17 protein-coding genes are annotated in these 15,449 nt (G+C 61.9%); 10 read left to right on the top strand and 7 right to left on the bottom strand.

Annotated features, from left to right (window positions below; translation table 11 throughout):
- The first annotated feature begins 194 nt into the window (after positions 1 to 194).
- On the top strand, positions 195 to 662 hold the full coding sequence (locus JQ600_RS17220; protein WP_212389872.1) for a hypothetical protein: 468 nt from the start codon (positions 195 to 197) through the stop codon (positions 660 to 662).
- A 144-nt stretch (positions 663 to 806) separates the two neighbouring features.
- Here the strand turns inward: JQ600_RS17220 and JQ600_RS17215 are convergent, their stop codons facing one another.
- Entirely contained in the window at positions 807 to 998 is a 192-nt protein-coding gene (locus tag JQ600_RS17215) for a hypothetical protein (RefSeq protein ID WP_212266612.1), read from the bottom strand.
- Positions 999 to 1,332: 334 nt separating this feature from the next.
- On the opposite strand from JQ600_RS17215, the gene JQ600_RS17210 reads away from it, so the two are divergent.
- Entirely contained in the window at positions 1,333 to 1,695 is a 363-nt protein-coding gene (locus JQ600_RS17210) for a nuclear transport factor 2 family protein (protein WP_212266614.1), read from the top strand.
- A gap of 405 nt (positions 1,696 to 2,100) precedes the next feature.
- The gene (locus tag JQ600_RS17205; RefSeq protein ID WP_212389871.1) at positions 2,101 to 2,694 is read left to right on the top strand and encodes a hypothetical protein; all 594 of its coding nucleotides are present in this window, start codon (positions 2,101 to 2,103) and stop codon (positions 2,692 to 2,694) included.
- Positions 2,695 to 2,741: 47 nt separating this feature from the next.
- Here the strand turns inward: JQ600_RS17205 and JQ600_RS17200 are convergent, their stop codons facing one another.
- On the bottom strand, positions 2,742 to 3,080 hold the full coding sequence (locus JQ600_RS17200; protein ID WP_212389870.1) for a hypothetical protein: 339 nt from the start codon (positions 3,078 to 3,080) through the stop codon (positions 2,742 to 2,744).
- Positions 3,081 to 3,377: 297 nt separating this feature from the next.
- On the bottom strand, positions 3,378 to 3,782 hold the full coding sequence (locus JQ600_RS17195; RefSeq protein ID WP_212266620.1) for a host attachment protein: 405 nt from the start codon (positions 3,780 to 3,782) through the stop codon (positions 3,378 to 3,380).
- A 1,059-nt stretch (positions 3,783 to 4,841) separates the two neighbouring features.
- On the opposite strand from JQ600_RS17195, the gene JQ600_RS17190 reads away from it, so the two are divergent.
- The 6 genes from JQ600_RS17190 (at position 4,842) to JQ600_RS17165 (ending at position 10,395) form a co-directional block, all read left to right on the top strand.
- Positions 4,842 to 5,621, top strand: a complete 780-nt coding sequence (locus JQ600_RS17190; protein ID WP_212387066.1) for an HpcH/HpaI aldolase/citrate lyase family protein — start codon at positions 4,842 to 4,844, stop codon at positions 5,619 to 5,621.
- A gap of 129 nt (positions 5,622 to 5,750) precedes the next feature.
- Positions 5,751 to 6,137, top strand: coding sequence for a cupin domain-containing protein (locus JQ600_RS17185; protein WP_192734152.1), 387 nt, complete (start codon positions 5,751 to 5,753; stop codon positions 6,135 to 6,137).
- 228 nt (positions 6,138 to 6,365) lie between these two features.
- Positions 6,366 to 7,145 carry an acyltransferase gene (locus JQ600_RS17180; RefSeq protein WP_212387071.1) on the top strand — a complete coding sequence of 260 codons (780 nt, stop codon included), beginning with the start codon at positions 6,366 to 6,368 and terminating at the stop codon, positions 7,143 to 7,145.
- 296 nt (positions 7,146 to 7,441) lie between these two features.
- Entirely contained in the window at positions 7,442 to 8,059 is a 618-nt protein-coding gene (gene rpsD / locus JQ600_RS17175) for a 30S ribosomal protein S4 (RefSeq protein WP_192734154.1), read from the top strand.
- A gap of 75 nt (positions 8,060 to 8,134) precedes the next feature.
- Positions 8,135 to 9,280 carry an alpha-hydroxy acid oxidase gene (locus JQ600_RS17170; RefSeq protein WP_212264394.1) on the top strand — a complete coding sequence of 382 codons (1,146 nt, stop codon included), beginning with the start codon at positions 8,135 to 8,137 and terminating at the stop codon, positions 9,278 to 9,280.
- Between the two features lie 44 nt (positions 9,281 to 9,324).
- Entirely contained in the window at positions 9,325 to 10,395 is a 1,071-nt protein-coding gene (locus JQ600_RS17165; RefSeq protein ID WP_212387072.1) for a low specificity L-threonine aldolase, read from the top strand.
- Between the two features lie 3 nt (positions 10,396 to 10,398).
- Here JQ600_RS17165 and JQ600_RS17160 read toward each other — a convergent pair whose 3' ends face one another.
- Genes JQ600_RS17160 through grxD form a run of 4 tightly spaced genes read right to left on the bottom strand, consistent with a single transcriptional unit; the run spans position 10,399 to position 13,893 of the window.
- Positions 10,399 to 11,694, bottom strand: coding sequence for a serine hydrolase domain-containing protein (locus JQ600_RS17160; RefSeq protein WP_212387075.1), 1,296 nt, complete (start codon positions 11,692 to 11,694; stop codon positions 10,399 to 10,401).
- On the bottom strand, positions 11,675 to 12,958 hold the full coding sequence (locus JQ600_RS17155; RefSeq protein WP_212387077.1) for a serine hydrolase: 1,284 nt from the start codon (positions 12,956 to 12,958) through the stop codon (positions 11,675 to 11,677). The genes JQ600_RS17160 and JQ600_RS17155 overlap by 20 nt, the downstream gene beginning before the upstream one ends.
- A gap of 48 nt (positions 12,959 to 13,006) precedes the next feature.
- Positions 13,007 to 13,558 (bottom strand): O-acetyl-ADP-ribose deacetylase, encoded by a 552-nt coding sequence (locus JQ600_RS17150; RefSeq protein ID WP_212387318.1) that lies wholly within the window; start codon positions 13,556 to 13,558, stop codon positions 13,007 to 13,009.
- A complete protein-coding gene (gene grxD, locus JQ600_RS17145) occupies positions 13,555 to 13,893 on the bottom strand; it encodes a Grx4 family monothiol glutaredoxin (protein ID WP_212264390.1) in 339 nt (112 codons plus the stop codon). The genes JQ600_RS17150 and grxD overlap by 4 nt, the downstream gene beginning before the upstream one ends.
- Positions 13,894 to 14,233: 340 nt before the next feature.
- Between grxD and egtB the strand changes: the two genes are divergently transcribed.
- Positions 14,234 to 15,445, top strand: coding sequence for an ergothioneine biosynthesis protein EgtB (gene egtB / locus JQ600_RS17140; RefSeq protein WP_409410658.1), 1,212 nt, complete (start codon positions 14,234 to 14,236; stop codon positions 15,443 to 15,445).
- Positions 15,446 to 15,449 lie beyond the last annotated feature (4 nt).

Below are 15,449 nucleotides of genomic sequence, written 5' to 3'. Positions count from 1 at the left end.
CCGCCTTGCGCCAGGTACGGACCTCCCTGGGAGGTCAGGTTTTTTCACCCATCCCAGGTCTCGGTCAGCCGCCACGCTGCTGCTGCGAAGCTGAGTTCAACCCCTATCGACGTCCCCGGTTGAGCAGTACGATGCGGATTGAATGAAGCGGCGGAAGACTGCTCGGTGGCGGCAACGAGACAAAGGGGGCGGCAATGGTGCGGCTGGAACATGCGGTGCTGGCGGCGGCGATGATGGCGGCGATGGGCACGCCCGTCGCGGCGGAAGTGCTCGACGCCACCTATCGCGGCACCATGGTATGCGACAAGCTGCCGTTTACCAGCGACAAGATGCGCGAGGCCATCGAGGTTACGATCAGCGGCAGCACCGCGCGCTACACGCATGTGGTGCGGCTGCGCAACGCCGCCGTCGAGGCCACCGCCGAGCAGGGGACCGGAAAAATAGACGGCCAGAAGATCGATCTTCAGGGCACCTGGAAGAGCGGGAGCCGGGCGTACGAGGCGAAGTACAGCGGCAGCTTCGTGCGGCGCAGCGCCGGGCTGAAGGGCACGCAGACCTGGACCGACGGCGGCAAGACCGTCACCCGTGCCTGCGCGGGCGCGATCAAGCGTCCGCTCAAGCCATTCCTGCCGCGCGACAAGAAGCAGGCCGCCGCGAAGTGAGGAGCGGGTGCGGTCGCGGCAGCCAACTTCTCGATGGGCTTGTAGGCGCCCCGCAGCACCCCCGTCATCTGTGGGCAAGGAAAGATCTCGCCTCCTTGGCCAGGGGAGGCGAGACCAGGCAATTCAGCTCTCGGCTTGCTGAAATCAGCTGCGGGGGATCGGGGGGCTGAAGCCGCCGTTGAACGAAAGCAGCTTTGCGATCTGCTGCGGCGTCAGCAGGTCGTGATTCCGGGGAATGTGCGGATGCGCAATGGTGCTGGTGCCGATCAGGGAAGTGACGCCACCTGAAGCGATCGCAAGCTCGGTGTCGTTCAGAAGTCCGGTATGGCTGGTCATCGGTTTGCTCCTTCGTGTCCGACCGGGGCGATCATCGCTCCGTTTCATCGGTGAGCCGCACAATACCCCCGTCTGCCGCGCCGCGCTGTTCCCTGGGGAACAAGCCTTGCGTTGGGCGCAGTCTGCTTTTGGCAAGAGCGGCATCAGCCAGTCATCGCTTCTCCTGCGTGCGCGCACGCACAAACACGACTCACCTTCGCGGCACAGTGAAGACTTCGCATGAGGAGAGGCACCGTGTTTTTACGGGGTGCGAGGCTTGGGCCGTTCAAGGTGCATTCATCATCGACTGCCTATTCAGCGCCTGGGGCGGCAGACTGCTTGTGATGGGAACGTTATGTCGCTTGCCCCTGATGACTTCGATCCGCTGGCCGTTGTTATTGACTGGCTCGACGCATGTCGATCAGGCGACCTCGACGCGTTGCTCGATCTCTACGACGAGCGCGCCACTCTTGAATGCGATTGTGAGGGTGCGCGCCTGACCGGGCGAGAGCCGTTGTCGGCTTACTGGACCGGCAAACTTCAAAATCTGCTCCCGACTGCCTTTACCCTCGACGATCTCACGGTGACGGAAGACGGCATTTGGGTCGATTATCGGAACAACAAAGCCAGTCTGGTGCGGGCGCATTTTCGTTTCAGCCCGTCAGGCAAGATTGAGCGCACCCACTGCGGGCCGGTGGACCGACGTCTGTCGGCATAACCGACGTTCGCGAACCGTCGATGATCGCTATCAGGTTCAAAGCGGACGGCGATTAAGCGACAGACTTTCCAGAGAGTATCCTGCCGGGAACAAGTGGCAATCCGGGACGTTAGTGCCGACGCTAATACGCTCGCAGACCCTCGATGGGCCACCAAGTCCCCTCTTGCCGTCCGTCGACTTCTCTGCGTGATCCCTGCCGAGCACCCGCTCGGCAGGGCTTTTTATAATGCTCGGCAGCGCTGCTCATCATCGCGACGACAAGCTTTTTCGGACACTGCATCAGCATGCTCGAACGAGGCGCAAACCTCAAGCACGCCTTCTCCGCTATTGAAGTAGAGGATTGGTATACAGCGAGAGTCATTGATCTCAACATGGGAAGCCACGTTCTGAATTGCGCCGCGAGTCGTGCACAAGCACTACGAGCGGGTAAGGATAGCGGAGGCAAAGGAAACGCCGGTTACCTATTTTTCCCGGCTCGGAACCTATCTCGAGATCACGGTGTTGACGTGCATTCTTGGAGACACGGTCATGGCATCTAGCGCGCGCATTTTTTTCGCAGGGGTGGGAACTACTTTTGTCATCCTGGGAGTTGGCTTTGGCAGCGGACTCCTGATGGCTAACTCGGCGCTCAAGGAACGCTCCGGCTACCAGGCACGTACGACCGCGGAACTGCCGTCCGCCGTCAGGGTCATCCTGCCTACCACGGCCGAGGCGGCCCAGCCGCCGCAGCCGCCCCAACAGACATCGCAACAGGCTGCGGTGGTGGACTCGGCACCCGAGCCGGTGCAGGCAACGCAGCCGGAAAAACGCATTGAGAAGCCAGACGCGAAGAAGGCTGAAGCCGAAGTGCGTGAACGCCGCAAACGCTACGCCGAACGCAAATCCAGGCGCGAGGCTGCCCGGGCGAAACAGCGACTGGAACCACGAGAGCACGAAGAAGCCCCGGTCATGGCTTTTGGTAGTGACGCCACTTCGCGCCTGGTGATGTTCGGCAACTAGACGCCGCGAACGCTTGAACGCGTGGGCGGCTCCTCAAGCTCGTCCGCCTATTTGTCCGTAAAAAACGTCAGTAAGACTTTGCCCTTTTCGCCGATCAGGCAGAGAAAGGTTCGGCGCGTGTCCTGCTTGCCTTTTTCGAGATAGGCATCGCCAATAACAATGGTTTTGATGGGCGTGTCCTCGACCTTCGTATTGGCCTTTGCAACCGTCATTCCGTCAACGTCGAGAGTCACGTCCTTGATGCCGGGATTGCGCTCTCTCAGTGCAATTAAACCCGTCGACCGGCACGCCTCCAGTTCGGGGTTCGCAACTTGAGCTGATACATTTTCGACGGAAATGCCGATAAACAATGTCGCGAGAGAGATTGCAATTTTTCCAACGCGCATTTTGGTCTCCAACATGAAGTTTCAATACGAACAAGTGCCGGGATGTCGCCGCTGCTGGCCAGGGGGAAAGTTGCGCCGTCACCGCGGATTCGTGTCAGAGACCCGTGAGCGGCACCGTGGATGCCCACCGCTGTCGCGTTTTCGAGCGAAGCATGTCCTCGGACTTGATCCGGGGTGGATACCGCTTCGCAGAGCAATCAAGTTTACGCAGATTGCTTAAACTTATCTGCGGTAGAAAACGCGTCCAAGACAACAGTCTGGAGCTTCGGTTCTCATTCAATCAGAACCGATAAGACTCTAGGCCGCAGCGATCGTCTTTTCGATATCGTGCACCGCATGACCGGTAAGGTCCTTCGAGATCTCGCCGCGAAGAACCTCCGACAGCTTTTTATGATAGCTCTTGCGAAGTTCGCCGAGGGTGCGCGGGGCGGCGATGATTATGAGATCCGAAATTTCGCCATCCAGAACCCGTTTGTTGAGTAAACCCGCTATTCCGCCGGCGAAGCCGTCTTCCGCGGCCTGGCTTTCGTCAGGATTGGCGGAACTGCTCTGATGGCCCGCGCCGGACCCCTTGTTTACGTTTTCGATCTCCGATTCAGGCATCGCCGTCAGCGCTGGGCTGGCCTCATCGCCGGTATTGCTAAAGAGGTTGAACTTTTCTCCGTCGGCGACGGCCACGATTGTTCCCTTGGGAAGCAACATGAAATCTCCAGAGTGTGAGGAATGCACTGAGATGCAGGCTGCACGTCAATCGATCAGGGCGCGCTTGGTTCCGGCCCGGTAATGGCACGGTTCGCACGAACGAACTATTTGCGGGGTGTCCGGTCGCTTTTCGACTGTATCTGCTGGCGGCAAAGTACTGCGCAACTTCCGTTTAACGATCACCTTCCCGGTGGTGGGGGCAGTAAGCGTGACATGCTCCAATGCGATCCGTCTATGGCTTCCGGGCGTGACTGCGCAGCCCCGGAAGACCGACGGGGAGGAAGGTCGCGATGCGACAAATTGGCCCGACGGGCAAATCACTTCCGATTTACGGAAGTCATGTCAAGCCCTGAAATAAAAAATATTTCTGTTTACCAGAAGGCAAATCAGGTGCATATGTTTGGCCATCCCGTCCTACTCAGAAGGGCGTCGGCCGTCGTCACGGACGTTGGGCGGGTTGCGGTGGACGCTGGTTTACGCCTCGACGACGGCGTGGATAAGCGTACGGCAAAACCGTGTGGTCCTGGCACCCGTTGCAGGTGGCAAGCTGTCGGGTAGGCGAGAGCTGAACGGCGGCGACGGAGTCAACCAAGAACTCGTCTCCGGGGAGAGCACGGCATAAGCCGTAAAGCCATTGCGCAGGGAAGGCCGGGTGTTCTCCGCTGCCCTGTATGCTCGTGTGCACTTTGTTTTGTGCAAACCGCACACGGGACCGCGGGTGCAGCGCGCACCCGGTCTTCCCTGCGCCCTCTCATTTTGGGGGCAAGGAATTTCTGGCAAAGCTCGGGCGCATTGCGTCGCGAGATCGCGAAGTTGCGTTTGGATGATGGTGCAATTACAAACACTGCCGTCGTCCCGGCCTTGAGCTCAGATGCGCAATTGCGCATCGGGGACCCATACGCCGCGGCCCATCGGTGAGAGCGGTGGCGTTAGAGACCTTCTGCAAACAATGACTGCCGCGGCGTATGGGTCCCGGCGTTCGCCGGGACGACGAGAGGATGCTACACCGTTACTCTGATCGCCGTGCATACACCCTGCCCGCCCAACGGAGCCTTGCAATTGACCTCTGCCTCCCTCACGCCGCTCAACCGTCTCCGTCAGCAATGGCGCGAGAAGCGCCCGACCTTCGGCGCCATCGCGACCATCCCCTCGCTCCAGACGGTGCAGATCATGGCCCGCACCGGGATCGACTGGATCATCGTCGACCTCGAACACGGCCCGATCGATCTCGGCTCCGCGCATGCGATGATCACGGCCACTTCAGGCACGCCCTGCGTGCCGATGGTGCGGATCGCGGCCAACGAGCCGCATTTGGCGAAGGCGCCGATGGACATCGGCGCGCTCGGCATCAATTTTCCGATGATCTGCAGCGCAGCGGACGCCGAAAAGGCGGTGCGCAGCGTGCGCTATCCGCCGAAGGGCGACCGGCTGTGGGGCCCGTTTCACGCGCCGTTCCGCTGGGGCGTGTCGATGCCGGACTACATGGCGACCGCCGACGATGACATGATCTGCATGATCACCATCGAACATGTCGAGGCGGTCAGCCGCATCGACGAGATCATGGCAACGCCAGGCATCGACCTTGCGGTGATCGGCCCCGGCGACCTTGCGACCTCCATCAACAAGCGTGGCCTGCCCGACGATCCCCAGGTGGTCGCGCTGATGCAGCGCGCCGAGGAAGGCATCCTCAAGAGCGGCGTGCCGATCGGCGGCGTCGCGCGATCCGCCGAACAGGCCAATAAAATGATCGAGCGCGGTTATGTGGCGCTCGCGCTCGGCTTCGACTGGTCACTGTTTCAGCGCGGCATCGCCGCGAGCTTTGAAGGGATCAAGCGATAGAGCGTTTTCGAGCGAAGTGGCTACCGGTTCGCGTGAAGAAAACGCGTCAAGACAAGAGTCTAGCTGCCCGCCCCGCTTTGCCCACCGCGGTGTCGCTGCTAGTCTTTTCCGACAGGGAGAACAAACATCATGATCAGGAAAATTCTGCTCGGACTGACCGTCATTGCCTTCGCCGGCGCCGGGGTTGCGATTGCCCAGCAAAGCGGCATCAAGCGCACCCCGCTGCAAAAACTCGATTTCCCGCCCGGCTACAACACCGTCACCGCGATTGCGGAAGTGCCTGCCGGCGGCGCGGCCGGCCGCCATACCCATCCCGGCGCCGAGACCGGCTATGTGCTCGAGGGCGAGCTTGAGCTCATCATCGACGGCAAGCCGCCCGTGAAGATCAAGGCCGGCGAATCCTACCAGATCCCGGAGGGCGCCGTTCACGACGCCAAGGCCGGCGACAAGCCCTTCAAAGTGCTTGGGGTTTACGTCGTCAAGGCGGGCGAACCATTGGCCAAACCGGCGCCATAAGGCTGTACGTTTTCCAGCGAAGCATGCCCTCGGACTTGATCCGTGGGTGGACCCGGTTCGCGTCAAGAAAACGCGTCAAAAATAAGGACCCAGAACCCCGTTTCGATGCAATCGAAACGGAAAGGCTCTGGCGTCAAACCGGCCGGTTCGTGCTACATCAGGGGATTGGCGGGTCGTTGGGCCCGCCGGTTTTTCTGATTTGTTGATTGCGGGAAGTTGAGCGGAGCCATGCGCGGAACGGTTCGAAAAATAACATTGCCGCGCCGTCTCATCGCTGACCTCATGCATGCGTCGAACCGCGTGCCGTTTGTCTCGCTGGCGCGGCCGCTCAATATCCGCGGGCTGCTGGAGGCCCGCGCGCAGGCCGCCGTGCGGCCGGGTTGGGCGGCGATCTTCGTCAAGGCGTTCGCGCTGGTCGCCAAGGAGCAGCCGGTGCTGCGCACGCTCTACGTCAAATGGCCAACGCCTGCGTTCTACGAACTGCCGCGCAGCGTCGCGATGGTGGCGATCGCGCGCGTCGAAGACGGCCAGGATTGCGTGCTGCCGCAAAAGGTCACCGCCCCCGATGAAATGTCGCTCGCGGACGTCGATGCGATGATCCGGCATGCCAAGGAGGCGCCGATCGAACAGGTGCCGGCGTTCCGGAAAATCTTGCGCACGACCCGGCTGCCGCTGCCGGTGCGCCGGCTGTTCTGGGCGATCGGGCTCAATTTCGGCCGCCAGCGCGCCAATTATTTCGGCAGTTTCGGGGTCACGTCCGTGGCCGCCTATGGCGCCGGCCAGCTCCACGCCCTGAGCCCGGGCCCGTTCGTCCTGAGCTACGGGGTCGAGAAACCGGACCAGACGATCGACGTCGTGCTGCGCTGGGACCACCGGATTACCGATGCCGCCCTGATCGCCAAGGTGCTGAATCGGCTGGAACAGGTGCTGAACACCGAAATCGCCGGCGAATTGCGCTCGAATCGGCAGCAAACCGAGCCAAAAGCGGTCCGGGCGGTCGCGACTTGACGGCTTCTTGGCCGTCGTCCCGGGGGCGAAGCGAACCTCCGGGGGTGCAATTGCACCCCGGGGGATCTCGAGATTCCGGGTTCGCTTCGCGCCGCGGAATGACGTGCCCTTCGCATTGACAGAACGGCGCTTTCTCCCTAATAACCCGCTTGCTCGCGGGCCGTTTTCGGCCCGCGTTGCGTTTCGCGACCCGTGGTTCTCCTTGAAGCTTTCGAGGCGGACCTGTCGGCACCGGGAAGTTCCCGGCGCACAGGAGGGCGCGTCTCCTCAAAACCCAAACTTATCAAGAGGACGCGATGACTAAGCGCAGTGAGGCGAAATACAAGATCGATCGCCGTATGGGCCAGAATATCTGGGGCCGCCCCAAGAGCCCCGTGAACCGCCGTGAATACGGCCCCGGCCAGCACGGCCAGCGCCGCAAGGGCAAGCTGTCCGACTTCGGCGTGCAGCTCCGCGCCAAGCAGAAGCTCAAGGGCTATTACGCCAACATTTCCGAGCGCCAGTTCCACGGCATCTATGTCGAAGCCGGCCGGATGAAGGGCGACACCGGTGAAAACCTGATCGGCCTCCTCGAGCGCCGCCTCGATACCGTGGTGTATCGCGCCAAGTTCGTCGCCACCATGTTCGCCGCGCGCCAGTTCATCAACCACGGCCACATCAAGGTGAACGGCCGCCGCGTCAACATTTCGAGCTACAAGGTCAAGCCCGGCGACGTCGTCGAGATCAAGGAATCCTCCAGGCAGCTCACCCCGGTGCTGGAAGCCGTCCAGCTCGGCGAGCGCGACGTGCCCGACTTCATCGAGGCCGATCACTCCAAGATGACGGCGAAGTTCACCCGCATCCCGGCGCTGTCGGACGTGCCGTTCGCGGTGCAGATGGAGCCGCATCTGATCGTCGAGTTCTATTCGCGCTGATCGGAACGCATTTTCGAGTTATTAAAGGCCCCGGGAAAACCGGGGCCTTTTTTCTGCCCCCAATGGGAACGCCCCATGCGCCTGAGCGACTGCCACAACTTCCATGATTTCCGCAAGCTGGCGCAACAGCGCTTGCCCGGCCCGATCTTCAATTACATCGACGGCGCCGCCGACGACGAGGCAACGCTGCGCCGGAATACCCAAAGCTTCGAGCGCTGCGATCTGGTCCCCAACGTCCTGCGCGGCGTGGAGGCCATCGACATGTCGGTGACCGTCATGGGCCAGAAACTGGCGATGCCGGTCTATTGCTCGCCGACCGCGCTGCAGCGCCTGTTCCACCATACCGGAGAGCGCGCGGTAGCCGCAGCGGCGGCGAAGTACGGCACGATGTTCGGCGTATCCTCGCTCGGCACGGTGAGCCTTGAGGAATTGCGCAAGGCGCACGATACGCCGCAGGTCTATCAGTTCTATTTTCACCGCGATCGCGGCCTCAACCGCGCCATGATGCAGCGGGCGAAGCAAGCCGGCGTCAACGTCATGATGCTGACGGTGGACAGCATCACCGGCGGCAACCGCGAACGCGATTTGCGTACCGGATTCTCGATTCCCTTCCGCCTGACGCTTGCCGGCATGGCCCAGTTCGCAATCAAGCCGATGTGGGGCATCAACTATCTCACCCATGAGGGCTTCAAACTGCCTCAGCTCGACGAGCACGTCGATATGAGCGGCGGCGCCATGTCGATCGGGCGCTATTTCACCGAAATGCTCGACCCTTCCATGACCTGGGACGACGTCGCCGAAATGGTGAAGCTATGGAACGGACAATTCTGCCTGAAAGGCATCATGTCGGTGGCCGATGCCAAACGCGCCGTCGAGATCGGCTGCACCGGAATCATCCTGTCCAACCATGGCGGCCGGCAGCTCGACGGCTCGCGGGCGGCGTTCGATCAACTGGCTGAAATCGTCGATGCCGTCGGCGACCGGATCGACGTCATCATGGACGGCGGAATCCAGCGTGGCACCCATGTCCTGAAAGCATTGTCGCTGGGGGCCAAAGCGGTTGGCGTCGGCCGCTTCTATCTTTATCCTCTCGCGGCAGCCGGCCAGGCCGGCGTTGAGCGTGCGCTCGGCCTGATGCGGGCCGAGATCGAGCGCGACATGAAGCTGATGGGGTGCAGATCGATCGACCAGTTGTCACGCGAAAATCTGCGCTTCAGATAATTCCCTCCTCTCCTCGCCGTCTTGCAACTACCGAGAGCCAGCCAATGACCTATTACACCCCTCCTCCGCGCGATCCCAAGGCAGCGCCGGTCCGTATCAACCTGCTGTCGGATACCCAGACCCGCCCCACGCCGGCGATGCGCGAGGCAATGGCGCGGGCCGAGGTTGGTGACGAACAGATCGGCGACGATCCGACCGTCAATCTGCTCTGCGAACGCGTCGCCGACCTGCTCGGCAAGGAGGCGGCCGTGTTCATGCCGTCGGGCACCATGTGCAACGTCGCGGCGACCTTGTCCTGGTGCCGGCCGGGCGACGAGATCCTGGCGCATGTCAGCGCGCACATCATCGCCCGCGAAGGTGGTGCGCATGCCGCGCTCGGCGGCTTCCAGATCACGCCACTGCCGGGCGACGACGGGCAATTCTCGCCGGAGACGTTTCTGGCCGCGCTTCACCCACGCTCGCGCTACCAGCCGCCGCAAACCGTCGTCAGCGTCGAACAGACCGCCAATATCGGCGGCGGCACGATTTGGAAGAAGGCCGCGCTGGATGAGGTCGTCGAAATCGCCAAGGCCAACGGGCTCGTCACCCATATGGACGGTGCGCGGCTCTTGAACGCCTGCGTCGCGTCAGGCATTTCCGCGCGCGACATGGCTGCGGGCTGGGATTCGGCCTGGATCGATTTCTCCAAAGGCCTCGGCGCGCCCGTCGGCGGCGCCATCGCTGGCTCGCGCGATTTCATCGACAATGTCTGGCGCTGGAAGCAGCGGCTGGGCGGCTCGATGCGGCAGGCCGGCATTTGCGCAGCGGCCTGCGTCTACGCGCTCGACCATCACGTCGACCGCCTCGCCGACGATCACGCCAACGCGCGGGCGCTGGCGCGCGGGCTGTCGCAGATCAATGGCGTCGAGGTGCAGCAGCCGGAAACCAACCTGGTGTTCTTCAAGCCTGACGGTGCCGGCATCCCGGGTGACAAGATGATCGAGGCTCTGCGCAAGCGCGGCGTGCTGCTGGCGATGATGGACGGCAGGATCCGTGCCTGCACCCATCTCGATGTGACGGCCGCGATGATCGAGGAGACGGTCGGATTCGTGCGCGAGATTGTGCGCGGGGCCTAACGCTCATCTCCCCAACGCTTGATAGATCAGCGTCTTCAATGCAAGCTGAATACGTCCGCGCTGCGATGGCGTCTGCACCATGCAGATCGCGAACATATCGTCCTTGGGATCGATGAAGAAGAACGTGCCCGCGACGCCGTCCCAACGGTACTCGCCCAGCGGCCATGACGTGTTCGGCGGCACCGACGTGCGTACTGCAAAGCCAAGCCCGAAGCCGCTCGTTTCGCCGGGGTAGTAAGCGTAGTCGCGCGCGATTTTCGTTTCCGCGCCGATGTGGTCGGACGTCATGAGCGCGATCGTCTCGGGCCTGAGGTAACGACGGCCTTCGAAAGTGCCGCCATTCAGCAGCATCTGCGCGAAGCGTGCGTAGTCGCCGATGGTACCCACCATGCCGCCGCCGCCGGACTGCATCCTCCTCGGCTCCATCGGATCCCGAACGTTGGTGACCGGGCTAATCGCGCGATCGGTCGGCATCGGCTCGGCAATGCGTGGCCGCATCGCCGGATCGGCGACGACGAACGCCGTCTCGTTCATCCCGAGTGGGCCGAGCAAGCGTTCCCTTTCGAATTCAAGCAGGGATTTTCCCGACGCCACCTCGATCACGCGACCCAGTACGTCGGTGGAATAGCCGTAGTCCCATCGCGTGCCTGGCTGCTCGACCAAAGGCAGTTTTGCGACTTGCTCGGCAAACTCGGCATTGGTCAGGTTGCGGCGGATGAGACCAGCCTCGGCGTAGCGGGCGCGTACGAGACCTCCTCCCATGTAACCGTAAGGCAGGCCGGAGGTATGGCGCAGCAAATCGGTGATCGTAATGGGCCGTTCGAGCGGCTCCTCGACCAGCGTCAGCGTACCATCGTCGGCGCGCTTCTCGACACCGACTTTTGTCGTCGCAAAGGCCGGGATGTATTTCGAGACGGGATCGTCGAGCTTTAATTTTCCGTCCTCGACCAGCATCATCGCCGCCACCGAGGTGATCGGCTTCGACATCGAATAGAGGCGGAAGACGGTATCCGCGGTCATCGGCAATTTGGTCGCGACGTCGCGGACGCCGAAGTTCTCGAAATAGACCGGCTTGCCGTGCTGCTGGATCAGCAGGATCGCACCGGGGATTTTGCCGGTCGCGATTTCGTTGCGGATATAGTCGCCGACGCGCGTCAGGCCTTCGCGCGAAAAGCTTCCCGCGCCCGGCGCAGGCTCGCTGGCACGCACGACATGCGACGAGACCAGGACGACGAATGCGGCCAGCGCCGCGACGAAAAGACCGCGGAGCCTCACGCCGTCAATTCTCCATCGCTTCATAAACCAACTGCTTGAGGGTGCGCTGAACGCGCTGCCGTTCGGTGGGAGTCTGTTCCAGCAATACGAAAAGCATTTCCTGCTTGCGGTCGATCACCATGTAGCAACCCGAGGCGCCGTCCCATTTCAATTCGCCCAGCGATCCCGGCGGCGGAGGCTTGGCGTTGCCGGGATCGGTGCGCACGGCAAACCCAAGCCCCATGCCGAAGCCGTCACCGGGAAAATAGAAATAGTCCCGCTCGACGCCGGAGCTCTTGCCGGTATGGTCCGATGCCATCAATTCGAACGTCTTCGGGCTGAGATAGGTCTTGCCCTCGAACGTCCCGCCGTTGAGCAGCATTTGCGCAAAGCGCGAAAAGTCCGACATGGTCGAGACCATGCCGCCGCTGGCGGATTCCCATTTCTGGCGAACCTCGGTCCGGTACTGGCGGCCGACACGGAAATCACTGTCGTTCGGCACCGGCTGGGCGAGCCGTTGCAACCTCTCCGGTTCGGTGACGAAGAAGCCGGTGTCGGTCATGCCGAGCGGATCGAGCAGCTTTTCCTTCTCGATCTCGAGCAATGATTTTCCGGACACGATCTCCATGATCCGTCCCAGGATGTCGGTGGAATGGCCGTATTGCCAGAGCGCGCCCGGCTGGTTGTGCAGCGGCAGCTTGGCGATCCGTTCGGCGAACTCGGCAAGGTCGAATTCGCCCGCATAGATGTTGGCTTCCTTGTAAGCCTTGCGCACCAGACTGTCGCCATAGAAGCCATAGGTGATGCCGGAGGTGTGACGCAACAGGTCGAGAATGGTAATGGGCCGGGTCATCGGCACCAGTTCGAGCGTCCTGTTGCCGTCCTCGGCCTTTTTCTCCACCCCGACCTTCATGTTTGCGAAGGACGGAATGTATTTCGAGACGGGATCGTCGAGCTTGATCTTGCCGTCCTGGATCAGCTGCATCGCCACGACTGATGTGATCGCTTTGGTCAGCGACGACAGGCGGAAGATGGTCTTGTCTGATATCGGCGTCTTGGAGACCACGTCCTGCACGCCGAAGGTCTGATGATAGACCGGCTTGCCGCGCTGCTGGATCAGCACATTCGCGCCGGCGATCTTGCCGGTTGCGACCTCGTTCGCGAAGAACTCGCTGATCTTGGCGAGTTTTGCTTCACTGAAACGTGCTCCCGCAGGCATGTCGAAGGTGCCTTGAGCGCGGGCGAGCGGCGGCGCCCCCAGCATCAGCGCGCCACCAACGAACGCGCACAGCACTTGACGTGAATTCATTGGACCCCTCCCCGGAATTCGCCCGGGGAGTGTAGCGGTCGCGTGTCATCAGGCACAAGGGCTCCCGAAGGCAGCCAGCGCCGATTCATGCAGGCGAGCGCTATCCTCGGAGAAGCAGCAAAAAATCACGCTGGTCATTTCAGGTGCCGTGGCCAGCGCATCGACCACGGTTGCGACCGCGATCCCGGCCGCGCGTTCGGCGGGGAAGCGATAGATGCCGGTTGAAATCGCCGGAAAAGCCACGGAGGCAAGACCGTGCTTCCGGCAAAGTTCGATCGAGCGGCGATAACACGAGGCGAGCAAATCGTCTTCGCCAAGGTTACCGCCGTTCCAAACCGGTCCAACTGTGTGGATCACATGTTGGGCTTTCAGCCGGTAGCCGCGGGTGATTTTGGCATCGCCAGTCGCGCAACCATTCAGGGTGCGACACTCGGCCAACAGCTCAGGTCCAGCCGCCCGATGGATCGCCCCATCGACGCCGCCCCCGCCGAGCAGGGACGAATTCGCGGCGTTGACGATGGCGTCAACGCGCAAGCTGGTGATGTCGGCAATGATGACTTCCAGCCGCGCCTTGCCGATCTGGCGCGCGGTTGAACTCAGGCTGAAGCCGCCGTGTTGACGGTAACGCCTTTGTCGGCCAGCAGCTGCTGCAGTTCACCGGCCTGGAACATCTCGCGGACGATGTCGCAGCCGCCAACGAACTCGCCCTTGACGTAGAGTTGCGGAATGGTCGGCCAGTTGGAGTAGGTTTTGATGCCGTCGCGCAGATCGGCGGACTCCAGAACATTCAGGCCCTTGTAGCCGACGCCCACGTGATCGAGGATCTGGACCACCTGCCCCGAAAAACCGCACTGGGGAAACTGCGGTGTTCCCTTCATGAACAGCACGACGTCGTTCGACTTCACTTCGTTGTCGATGAATTGCTCGATGCTCATATTCGCTTCCTTTTGGGGCACGGCCCCCTGCGGCTAAGCCTTGCGGGCCGGCTCGTCCGATTTAACCCGATCCTGCCTATATATGTAGCCCAAACCGTTGTGCATCCAAAGTAAAATGGCGAGGAGCTGGCATGCGCGGCCTTGACGCGGGGCCCAAAAGGCCGGGCGACTCATAGTCTGATGGCATCAATATCATGGCGCCGGGAGGCTTTTTTCCCGGATGGGAACCCCTATCTAGGACGGACTGTCCGTCAGGAACCTGTCTGCCAGAGAAACGTTCTCTCCCGAACCGGAGCCACCAGTGACGAAATCAGTAGCCGCGGCCGCGTTTGCCACCCCCATCCCGTCACTCTTTTCCGATTCCGGCACCCTCGCCCAGCGACTGGTCGACGCCTATCTCGCTGTCCGGGACGAGACCGAGCGCCGGGCCGCACCCCTGTCCCCCGAGGATCAGCTGATCCAGTCGATGCCGGACGCCAGCCCGGCAAAGTGGCACCGCGCTCATACCACCTGGTTTTTCGAGCAATTCCTGCTCGGCGAGCATTGCGAGGGCTATCGGGTTTTTCACCCCGACTACGCCTTCCTGTTCAACTCCTATTATGTCAGTGCCGGCCCCCGCCATGCCCGCCACCAGCGCGGTCACCTCACGCGCCCGAGCGCCGATGAAGTCACCGCCTATCGGCGCCATGTCGATGCCGCCGTCGTCAAATTCTTCCAGACCGCGCGCGAGGACGTCCTTACCGGACTGGTACCGCTGGTCGAAGTCGGTCTCAACCACGAGCAGCAGCATCAGGAATTGATGCTGACCGACATCCTGCACGCCTTCGCCCAGAACCCGATCCCGCCGGCCTATGACGCGGCGTGGCGCTTCCCTGCCCCGACACGGGGCGGTGACGAATGGATCGCCCTGAACGAAGGCATCCATACCGTCGGGCATAGCGACGACAGTTTTCATTTCGACAATGAGAAGCCCGCCCACCGCGCGCTGGTCGGCCCCGTGAAACTCGCCCGCAGCCTCGTCACCAACGCCGAGTGGCTCGCCTTCATGAAGGACGGCGGCTACGCAACGGCGACGCTGTGGCTGATGGACGGTTTTGCCGCCGTGAACAACGAGCAATGGCAGGCGCCCGGCCATTGGCGCCAGGTCGACGGCGAATGGCGGATCATGACGCTCGGCGGATTGCAGCCGATCGATCCGTCCGCTCCGGTCAGCCATGTCAGTTATTACGAGGCGGATGCGTTCGCGCGCTGGAGCGGAAAGCATCTGCCGACCGAGATGGAATGGGAAGTCGCGGCACGTGCCGGCCTGTTGAACGATGCGTTCGGCATCGTCTGGCAGTGGACCCGCAGTTCCTACTCGCCCTACCCCGGGTATCGCGCCATCGAAGGCGCGCTCGGCGAATATAACGGCAAGTTCATGGTCAACCAGCTGGTGCTGCGCGGCTCCTCGCTTGCAACTCCGGCCGCACACAGCCGTATCACCTATCGCAACTTCTTTTATCCGCACCACCGCTGGCAATTCACGGGATTGCGCCTTGCAGACTACGCCTGACTTT

It is taken from the genome of Bradyrhizobium sp. AUGA SZCCT0176, assembly GCF_018130145.1.
GTDB lineage: Bacteria > Pseudomonadota > Alphaproteobacteria > Rhizobiales > Xanthobacteraceae > Bradyrhizobium.
The sequence above is the reverse complement of the archived record's forward strand: the minus strand, read 5'-3'. Positions and strand labels throughout refer to the sequence as shown.

Bases quoted from the DNA above. Each gene is read 5' to 3' on its own strand.
- JQ600_RS17160 (WP_212387075.1), bottom strand. From the start codon at position 11,694: ATGAAGCGATGGAGAATTGACGGCGTGAGGCTCCGCGGTCTTTTCGTC.
- JQ600_RS17165 (WP_212387072.1), top strand. From the start codon at position 9,325: ATGACCTATTACACCCCTCCTCCGCGCGATCCCAAGGCAGCGCCGGTC.
- JQ600_RS17195 (WP_212266620.1), bottom strand. From the start codon at position 3,782: ATGTTGCTTCCCAAGGGAACAATCGTGGCCGTCGCCGACGGAGAAAAG.
- JQ600_RS17200 (WP_212389870.1), bottom strand. From the start codon at position 3,080: ATGCGCGTTGGAAAAATTGCAATCTCTCTCGCGACATTGTTTATCGGC.
- JQ600_RS17210 (WP_212266614.1), top strand. From the start codon at position 1,333: ATGTCGCTTGCCCCTGATGACTTCGATCCGCTGGCCGTTGTTATTGAC.
- JQ600_RS17180 (WP_212387071.1), top strand. From the start codon at position 6,366: ATGCGCGGAACGGTTCGAAAAATAACATTGCCGCGCCGTCTCATCGCT.
- JQ600_RS17215 (WP_212266612.1), bottom strand. From the start codon at position 998: ATGACCAGCCATACCGGACTTCTGAACGACACCGAGCTTGCGATCGCT.
- JQ600_RS17170 (WP_212264394.1), top strand. From the start codon at position 8,135: ATGCGCCTGAGCGACTGCCACAACTTCCATGATTTCCGCAAGCTGGCG.
- rpsD (WP_192734154.1), top strand. From the start codon at position 7,442: ATGACTAAGCGCAGTGAGGCGAAATACAAGATCGATCGCCGTATGGGC.
- grxD (WP_212264390.1), bottom strand. From the start codon at position 13,893: ATGAGCATCGAGCAATTCATCGACAACGAAGTGAAGTCGAACGACGTC.
- JQ600_RS17155 (WP_212387077.1), bottom strand. From the start codon at position 12,958: ATGAATTCACGTCAAGTGCTGTGCGCGTTCGTTGGTGGCGCGCTGATG.
- JQ600_RS17185 (WP_192734152.1), top strand. From the start codon at position 5,751: ATGATCAGGAAAATTCTGCTCGGACTGACCGTCATTGCCTTCGCCGGC.
- JQ600_RS17220 (WP_212389872.1), top strand. From the start codon at position 195: ATGGTGCGGCTGGAACATGCGGTGCTGGCGGCGGCGATGATGGCGGCG.